The following is a 9,054-nucleotide window of genomic DNA, read 5'->3' on the forward strand; positions in this document are numbered from 1 at the left end:
TATAAAGCAAAAGTTGCTTACACCTTTATTAGTCGCAGCATTCTCCGCTACAGCAAATACATCTCCTCTTATAGAAGATGCTGCAGTTATACCGCTAAAAAGTGAGTTTCTACAAACCCAACAAGCGTTAGGCTTTACTCAAGTAGAAGTCGAACAGTTTCTTAGTAAAGCAAACTATAACCAAGGTGTTATCGATGCGATGACTAAGCCTTGGGAAGCCAAACCATGGCACCAGTATTATCCTATTTTTCTAACTGACAAACGCTTAAAGGCTGGGTTAGAGTTTTGGAAAGAACATCAATCCACAATTACCAAAGCCTCTAAAGAGTTCGGTGTTAACCCTGAGATTATCGTGGCAATAATAGGGATTGAAACCTTTTACGGTGGGTATATGGGAAATTACCCCGTTGTTGATGCACTGTACACTTTAGGGTTTTATTACCCACCTAGAGCCACTTTTTTCAGGAAAGAACTGAGTAATTTACAGACCCTGATTAAAGAGGAGCAGCTTGATATTAGTTCGTTAAATGGCTCATACGCCGGTGCTATGGGTTACGGGCAATTTATCCCCTCAAGCTATAGACATTACGCAGTTGACTTTGACAACGATGGTCGACGTGACTTGCTTGGTAACCCTGTCGATGCAATTGGCAGTGTAGCTAACTATTTTCATCAGCATGGCTGGCAAGCTGATGCTCAAACAGTGCTTCCTTTAGCTGTAGATGGGGAGCTACCATCAGAGCTAGCGGTATGGTCAGGGGAAAAGCTCAAGTATAACGTCTCCGATATACTTAAGCCGGGTGTCGCTTTAGCTAAAGCTGTCGATCTTGATGTCTCACAGCCCGCACTCATTGTCGAGCTCGAACAGGAGAACGCAAGTGAGTATTGGATTGGTTTAAATAACTTCTATGTGATCACCCGATATAACCGTAGCCCGCTCTATGCAATGGCCGTTTATCAGTTTAGCCAAGAGTTAAAGAACGCTTTATGAACCTTAATAGCAGATTTAGACACATTGTATTGTTGAGCCTAGTGTTACTGCTTGGCGCTTGCTCAAGCTCAAACAATGCAAACAGTGGGCGATATGAGCTCGCCAACGATAAGGCACCAACGAGCGCCCCCGATGTATCTAAAGTTGAAGATGCTCACCCAAGGTATGAACCGTACAGCCGAGGTGGTAACAAGAGCAACTACACAGTGCTTGGCAAAAGCTATAAAGTCCTAGACACAGGCAAAGGCTTCACAGAGAGCGGTTATGCCTCTTGGTATGGTTCTAAATTTCATGGGCATCTGACATCAAATGGAGAAACCTATGATATGTACTCAATGTCAGCGGCTCATAAGTCTCTGCCATTACCCAGTTATGTTAAAGTCACCAATAAAAAGAATAATAAGCAGGTTATTGTTCGCGTTAACGATCGAGGTCCCTTCCATGAAGGGAGAATAATTGATCTATCATACGCAGCGGCTCATCGCTTAGATATGCTCAAAACAGGTACCGCTAGCGTTGATATAGAAGTTATCTTTATTGAAAGCCCTGAATCAATCGCTTTAGCAAACCTTAAAGACACTAAGCTTCACTATATCCAAGTTTTAGCCTCGTCTGATAAAACTAAGCTGACATCAATCTCTAAAGAGATCGAAACTAAATACCAAATTAAGACGCGTTTGCTACCAGCTAATAAGCTCTTCAAACTTCAAGTCGGACCGATTGGGCAGCGTAATATAGCAACAAAAATCAATGAACAACTGAAACAAGATGGCTTTCCACAAAGCTACCTTATTTCTGAATAGCAGATAAGGTGATAACGCCTTAGTGTTACTTGCTGTATATTCATACACTTTACAAAAGATTAATGAACCTTCACGGAATATGATAGTCGACTAGTGATATACTGCGAATAATTTCGTTTTCCGAATTTAACCTGATAAGACGTGCTTTTTAATATGAAATTTTTAAATAATTCTCTAAAAACGCTTTTACTTGCGAGCTCTGTTGCGGGAACATTTGCCCTCGCAGCGCCAGTAGTAACCCCTAATGCACCGACTGTCGCAGCTAAAGCTTATGTCTTGATGGATTACAATACTGGTCAAGTCATTGCTGAAAACAATGCCTATGAAAGCCTAAATCCTGCAAGTTTGACTAAGATGATGACCAGTTATGTCATTGGTCATGAGATTAAAGTCGGAAACATCTCACCTGATGATAAAGTCACCATCAGTAAAAAAGCATGGTCAAAGAACTTTCCTGATTCGTCAAAAATGTTCATTGAAGTCGGTAAGCAGGTCACTGTCGACGACTTAAACCATGGCATCATCATTCAATCAGGTAACGATGCTTGTGTTGCTATGGCAGAGCATATTGCTGGTACTGAAGATGGCTTCGTCGACCTAATGAACTCATGGTCTACCCAGCTAGGCATGAAAGATAGCTACTTTGAAAACTCCCATGGTTTAGACTCTGATAACCACAAGACAACAGCCTATGATATGGCGCTATTAGGTGCAGCACTTATCCGCGATGTGCCTGAAGAGTATGTGTTATATAAAAAGAAGTCTTTTACCTATAACGGTATCAAGCAGTATAACCGTAATGGTTTATTATGGGATAAAAGCATGAATGTGGACGGGATAAAGACCGGACATACTTCAGGCGCAGGTTTTAACTTAGTCACCTCTGCAACCAAAGATAATATGCGTCTAGTCGCTGTTGTTATGGGAACGCAGAGTGAATCAGCTCGTAAAGCCGAAAGTAAGAAGATTCTAAACTATGGCTTCCGCTTCTTCGAAACGATCACCCCATACAAGGCAGGTGATAGTTTTATTTCACAGCAGATCTGGTACGGTGATAAAGAATCGGTCAACCTAGGTGTAACGACTGACACCCCAATTACCATTAGCCGAGGTCAAGCTAAAAACCTTCAAGCTAACTTCGAACTCACTAAAGAGCTTAGCGCACCTATTGCAAAAGGTGAGACTGTTGGTCGTATCTACTTCCAGCTTAACGGAAAAGATATTGCGCAGTTCCCTCTTGTCACATTAGAAGAAGTGAATGAGGGTAGCTGGTTCAGTAAGCTGATGGACTACTTCAAGCAGATGTTCGCTGGCTGGTTTAGCTAACCTCAGCTCATTGACTCTGCTGAAGCCACCTTAGGGTGGCTTCTTTGTTTCAACTCCCCCTTGAAATCCGTATAATCAACTCCATATATAGTCCATTAGAATGGCAAGAGAGCTTAGATATGTTAGATACAAAATTTGATGAACTGATGGAGTTTCCAAACTCATTCCCCTTTAAAGTTGTTGGTGATGCAAGCGATGAGCTAGCTGATAAGGTTGTTGCCGTAGCGCAAAAACATGTACCTGGTGATTATGCGCCATTGACTAAGGTCTCGAGTAAAGGCACTTACTACTCAATTACAATCAGAATTACAGTTCAGAGCAAAGAGCAAGTTGAAACGCTTTATACCGAACTTGCTGCAATAGATGGCGTAAAACGCGTACTGTAATAGTATTTTGCTCTATCTTTAGATAAAAATTACTTGCCTCATCAATATTCCTCATCTCTGATAAATGTGATCTAGCTTACATTTATCAGTTAGAGGAGTATAATGCCGCCATCTTAGCTAGAGGGGAGAGGTTGCCCTTGTCAGAAAGTACATTGCATATAAGGCATCTAGGCCAACAGGATTATGAATCTGTATGGCGTGCGATGCAGGAATACACCGACAACCGAGACGATTCAAGTCCTGATCAACTTTGGATTGTTGAGCACCCTCCAGTGTTCACACAAGGCCAAGCCGGCAAAAGTGAACATATTCTCAACCCGGGTGATATCCCTGTCATTCAGGTAGATCGTGGTGGACAAGTTACATACCACGGACCCGGTCAATTAGTGGCATACCCGCTAATTAATATCAAAAGGCTAAAGATTGGCGTTAGGCAGCTTGTTACTGATATAGAAAATAGCATAGTGCAGATGCTCGAAGGCTATCAGATTAAAGCTTACGCGAAATGTGATGCGCCTGGTGTTTATGTCGATGAGCGTAAAGTAGCTTCGCTTGGATTAAGGATCCGTAAAGGATGCTCATTCCACGGTTTAGCACTTAATGTCGACATGGATATGGCCCCTTTTCAACGCATAAACCCATGTGGGTATGCAGGTCTTGAAATGGTTCAATGCAAACCACTCGGTGGCCCCCAAACAGTCATTGAAGCTGGTGAGCAGCTTATTAAAACATTTAGCCAAAACTTAGGTTATCAAAATTTAGTTCATCACCAAGGATTATCTTAGTCATATGAGTAGGCCAGAGAGATTACAACCCGGTGTGAAATTGAGAGACGCAGAGAAGGTCGCTCGAATTCCGGTAAAAGTGGTTCCATCAGAACGCGAAAATATGTTGCGCAAGCCAGATTGGCTCAGGGTTAAGTTACCGGCATCAAGCCAACGCATTGATGACATAAAAAAAGCACTGCGAAAGAATGATCTTCACTCAGTATGTGAAGAAGCATCTTGCCCTAATCTCGCTGAGTGCTTTAACCATGGTACAGCCACCTTTATGATCTTAGGTGCTATCTGTACGAGACGCTGCCCATTTTGCGATGTAGCCCATGGTCGACCGCTAAAACCAGATGCTAATGAGCCAATGAAATTGGCTCAGACCATTAAAGACATGAAGCTTAAGTATGTCGTAATCACATCGGTTGATCGTGACGATCTACGTGATGGTGGAGCACAGCACTTTGCCGACTGTATCCGTGAAATTAGACTACTTAACCCTGAAATCAAAATTGAAATTTTAGTCCCTGATTTCAGAGGACGCATTGATGCTGCTCTAGATATTTTGTCAACCTCTCTTCCAGACGTTTTCAATCACAATCTTGAAACGGCTCCTATGCATTATCGTAAAGCTAGACCTGGCGCCAATTATCAATGGTCGCTAGATCTACTGAAGAAATTCAAAGAACGTCACCCAGAGATCACTACAAAGTCTGGACTAATGATGGGACTTGGTGAAACCAACGAAGAGATAGCGGAAGTGTTAAGAGATCTAAGAGCTCATAATGTTGATATGCTAACTCTAGGCCAGTACCTACAGCCATCAAAATTTCACTTACCGGTTGAACGATATGTACCGCCGGCAGAATTTGACGAACTGAGAGTGTTTGCTGAAAGCATCGGTTTTACCCATGCAGCATGTGGACCTATGGTTCGTTCGAGCTACCATGCCGATCTGCAAGCCCAGGGTAAAGAGGTTAAGTAATACTCCTTGGGTTAATACCGGAAAATAGATTTGAATAAAAAGCGTCTCTGATTTATCAGTTGACGCTTTTTTGTTTTAAGGGAAGTAACAGGATAGACGAAAGTATCTAGAGGCTTAACTCCATCAAGATGGCATCCTCAACACCGTCAGCGGTCTTATAATAGCCTTTTCTACTTCCAGCCTCTACGAACCCATATTTTGAGTACAATGCCCTAGCAGCAATGCTAGAAGCTCTCACTTCTAAAAAAAGTGTTTCCCCCATATCTGAACGCGCTTTACTGATAACAGCCTCAAGAAGGCTGCGGCCAAAACCTTGCTCTTGGTATTCAGGAGAAACACAAATATCTATTAAGGTTACATCTTCAAATATTTGATGCACTATCGCAAAGCCTAATAGCTCTGCTTTGTGAGTCAGGCCAAACACAGAGTAAAGATGGCTAAAACAGCTCTGTATCGTTGTAATGCTCATTGGATGAGTATGGGCTTGTGATGCAATTGCTGCCATCTGGCGGGCATCATCAAGGCTAAGCTGTACCAACTCAGGGGGCATATTAAGCTTTATCATTTGAATCGCTTGTAAGACTGTCTAGGTAGCTGGATATTTCACCCCATAGTTTTCGCTTTGCATCAGTATTAGTCGCAAGCTGATTTACTGGAGGAGAGCTAAGTCTTGCATCGACTCTAGGGAGCTTAAGTCGGCGCATATCCCAAAATACATGAGCATTACTCGGTAACGTATCTGAGAATGTACATTGAGGTAACTGACAAGCAGCAGAGGCAAGCACAGCTGTAATTAACGGGTTTACCGCCAGCTCACTATCCATTTTATCAACCAATACAATATGAGAGCTTACAGCTTTACCAGCACGAACCCAACGAGTGATCCCAATTGCATCTAGATACGAACTTTTATCCACTTTATCCAACACTATTCATTTACCCATATAAGTAGGATAACAGTTATCTCATCTTGGGTTAATCCTGCATAGGACGTTTAATGGTGCAGAATTTAATTGGAGTTCATTTTGTGGAAGTATGAACAAATTGAGCTTTGACTAGATAAAAAATCTTGCCCTATCAACTAATCACAACAAGCAAATTTATAATGCTTCAGATGCAAGAAAGCCGAGCTAATGCTCGGCTTTCTCTTAATGTGGCAGGGGTAGCAAGACTCGAACTCGCAACCATCGGTTTTGGAGACCGCTGTTCTACCAATTGGAACTATACCCCTGTTGACGAGACGCATTATGCGTAAACTCCCCTAAAAGGTAAAGTACTTTTTATGAATAAACGGTTCAACTGCGGCATTTTCAATCAAGCGTTCAGCTTTTAATCGATAAGCCAGCAAACTGCTTATAATTTACCGGCAAATAACTACAAGCCGCAAGGTGAAGGCAGTGCTGGAGACATAGGTTGGACTGTGTCTTGATAATCAACCCCCTTACTCTGGAGCATAGCCACATGCTGCCCAACGGCCTCAGGTGATAATATCTCACCGACCTTATGAAAAACCCAATCTATATCCTGTTGATACTCCCTTAACTCATCAGAATCTACAGGACCAATAGAACCGTCAGCTCCCTTTGGCATAAACCACAGGTTAAAATTAATCGACATAGGCTTTTCTGGTGCGACTTTATCAGAATGAGTTGATATTAGTTTACCGTCTACATAATAGTTCACAGCATCATCTTCAACGGTCATCACCAAAGTTCGCCAGCCCGCGTAACTTCCCTCTTTACGGGTATATTCATTAACCTTAGTCCAAGGCTCTAACTGAAACGTTTCCCAAGTTGTTGTCCACATAGCGCTATTACTGTCACTCCCCCAACCACCATTGGGTAAATACTCAAAATCGACTTCGCTATAATTTGGATCCATTGGAAACTCTAATGGACTGATCGTGTAAAATGTTTGAATGACCTCATCCCCGTCAGGACCATAGGAGGGAGTATCTCTTAAGAATACTCTGGCACCATATGTGCCCTTTAGATACTTTCTGGCATGACATAGCTGAGTATGGCGAGTATTATCCCCCTCGCCAGCTGTTATTGAACTCATTCTAACAGCACCACGATGTGCTTCTTTCAATTCTGGGTGAAAGCTAACGCCCTCGGCCGACCATTCAGCCCCACTAATACCAGGATGCCCTCTCTCAGTTCGTACTTTCCAACCATTTTGTACAAACTCCGGCATTTCAGCATAATTGAAATCATCAAAAAATATTGCTTCACTAGCGTGACTGAGCCCAGAGGAGATGGAACTTCCTAACACGATTAAGCTAATTACTGTTCGTTTTTGCACTTTTTGTTCTTCCCTGCTAACAAATTGACAACGCTGTCACTTATAAGCTAGCACTATAATAACAACGGTGTAATCATGCTTTAGTATTATAAAGCAGTAATATAACTCCTCTAAGCTCTAAGCTCTAAGCTCTAAGCTCTAAGCTCTAAGCTCTAAGCTCTAAGCTCTAAGCTCTAAGCTCTAAGCTCTAAGCTCTAAGCTCGGCAAGCATACAAGCCAGTTACCTAACTATAGGTAAGCTATTTTAGGTTCATGGGTCATTTCAAATGCCGTTAAACAAAAAATCCCCAACACAAAGCGCTGGGAATTTATCACTTCTCTTTCAAGAATAATTAGGCATCTATTAATGACTTTCTCTTGTAGTTCGCGAAGCCAACACATGGGGACGGAAAGTAATGCTTTGAATGCGCAGCATCGAGCTATTTTGTAGCGAGAATAGACGCAGTCGCAGAACTGGAGGCTAGGCACATGGAAGTGTCGAATGTCAGAAACGCATGGATGCAGTTTCTGACCAAGCTCAGCGGCGGGGCGACCGCCATGGATGGCGGAAGTGTCGATATTGAACGACTGAATGGATTCAGGAGGTAGGGTAACGCAGGAGCGGGTACCGAGGATGCTAAATCCGAGGAGCATTTATCGATCGACGTCGGAAGAAGCTATTTTGTAGCCTGCAACAAAGGCGCCTTTCAATGTCCAGCTACGCGCTAAGCCACAAGGATGTGGTGAATGCAGAGAGTGCAGGAGCTACTCTCTGCCATAAACACATCGCTAGCGCGATATTCGCCCTATGACCTACATGGATCTAGGGAGTGGACCTACATGGATCTAGGGAGTGCCTTGAATTGTTGGGAACAATTCTGGCCTCCACATGGGTATTGAGCCTCACTACGTTCGGACTCTTCACTTCTCCATGTTCGAGTGGTCACTTCTTGTAGCAAAGAGTCCAGGCTAAAAACGAAATAAGCCCATTGCGTTAGCAATGGGCTTATTCGACTCTCTTTACGAGAAATTAGGCGCCTGGAAATGACCTACTCTCACATGGGGAGACCCCACACTACCATCGGCGCTATTGCGTTTCACTTCTGAGTTCGAGATGGGATCAGGTGGGGCCACAATGCTATGGTTTCCAGACTAATTTGGAAATTTGAAAAGCTAATTGGGTTTTATAATCATTCTAACTTAAATCAAGTCGTATTCTTTTGTGCTTGTAAAGTAATCATCAYTAATCACCACAAACCCATCTGGGTTGTATGGTTAAGCCTCACGAGTCATTAGTACAAGTTAGCTCAACGCCTCACAACGCTTACACACCTTGCCTATCAACGTCCTAGTCTAGAACGGCTCTTTAGAGAGATTAAATCTCTAGGGATGACTCATCTTAGGACTCGCTTCCCGCTTAGATGCTTTCAGCGGTTATCGATTCCGAACGTAGCTACCGGGCAATGCTATTGGCATAACAACCCGAACACCAGCGGTTCGTCCACTCCGG

9 protein-coding genes, 1 tRNA gene and 2 rRNA genes are annotated in these 9,054 nt (G+C 42.9%); 6 read left to right on the forward strand and 6 right to left on the reverse strand.

What is annotated here, in order from left to right; genetic code table 11:
• Window position 1 precedes the first annotated feature (1 nt).
• From mltB to lipA, 6 genes are all read left to right on the forward strand, one after another.
• On the forward strand, window positions 2–991 hold the full coding sequence (gene mltB, locus BM736_RS23855; protein WP_372828716.1) for a lytic murein transglycosylase B: 990 nt from the start codon (window positions 2–4) through the stop codon (window positions 989–991).
• On the forward strand, window positions 988–1,794 hold the full coding sequence (locus BM736_RS23860; protein WP_076416776.1) for a septal ring lytic transglycosylase RlpA family protein: 807 nt from the start codon (window positions 988–990) through the stop codon (window positions 1,792–1,794). Before mltB ends, BM736_RS23860 begins: the two co-directional genes overlap by 4 nt.
• A gap of 153 nt (window positions 1,795–1,947) precedes the next feature.
• Window positions 1,948–3,120 carry a serine hydrolase gene (locus BM736_RS23865; protein ID WP_076416777.1) on the forward strand — a complete coding sequence of 391 codons (1,173 nt, stop codon included), beginning with the start codon at window positions 1,948–1,950 and terminating at the stop codon, window positions 3,118–3,120.
• Between the two features lie 119 nt (window positions 3,121–3,239).
• Window positions 3,240–3,506, forward strand: coding sequence for a DUF493 family protein YbeD (gene ybeD, locus BM736_RS23870; RefSeq protein ID WP_076416778.1), 267 nt, complete (start codon window positions 3,240–3,242; stop codon window positions 3,504–3,506).
• A gap of 137 nt (window positions 3,507–3,643) precedes the next feature.
• Complete coding sequence (lipB, locus tag BM736_RS23875; RefSeq protein WP_076416779.1) at window positions 3,644–4,291, forward strand: lipoyl(octanoyl) transferase LipB; 648 nt, start codon at window positions 3,644–3,646, stop codon at window positions 4,289–4,291.
• A gap of 4 nt (window positions 4,292–4,295) precedes the next feature.
• Window positions 4,296–5,261, forward strand: a complete 966-nt coding sequence (lipA, locus tag BM736_RS23880) for a lipoyl synthase (protein ID WP_076416780.1) — start codon at window positions 4,296–4,298, stop codon at window positions 5,259–5,261.
• Window positions 5,262–5,367: 106 nt separating this feature from the next.
• Here lipA and rimI read toward each other — a convergent pair whose 3' ends face one another.
• The 6 genes from rimI to BM736_RS23910 all read right to left on the reverse strand — a co-directional run.
• Window positions 5,368–5,826: a ribosomal protein S18-alanine N-acetyltransferase gene (rimI, locus tag BM736_RS23885; RefSeq protein ID WP_076416781.1), complete on the reverse strand. Its 459-nt coding sequence runs from the start codon at window positions 5,824–5,826 to the stop codon at window positions 5,368–5,370.
• Entirely contained in the window at window positions 5,813–6,178 is a 366-nt protein-coding gene (locus BM736_RS23890) for a DNA polymerase III subunit psi (RefSeq protein ID WP_076416783.1), read from the reverse strand. The genes rimI and BM736_RS23890 overlap by 14 nt, the downstream gene beginning before the upstream one ends.
• A gap of 237 nt (window positions 6,179–6,415) precedes the next feature.
• Window positions 6,416–6,492 (reverse strand) — tRNA-Trp (locus BM736_RS23895).
• 143 nt (window positions 6,493–6,635) lie between these two features.
• Window positions 6,636–7,565, reverse strand: a complete 930-nt coding sequence (locus tag BM736_RS23900; protein WP_076416782.1) for a glycoside hydrolase family 16 protein — start codon at window positions 7,563–7,565, stop codon at window positions 6,636–6,638.
• A 1,015-nt stretch (window positions 7,566–8,580) separates the two neighbouring features.
• Window positions 8,581–8,696: ribosomal RNA gene (gene rrf / locus BM736_RS23905) — 5S ribosomal RNA — on the reverse strand.
• A 119-nt stretch (window positions 8,697–8,815) separates the two neighbouring features.
• Window positions 8,816–9,054 (reverse strand): 23S ribosomal RNA (locus BM736_RS23910); the annotation flags it as partial.

The organism is Shewanella sp. UCD-KL12 (assembly GCF_001957125.1).
Lineage (GTDB): Bacteria > Pseudomonadota > Gammaproteobacteria > Enterobacterales > Shewanellaceae > Shewanella.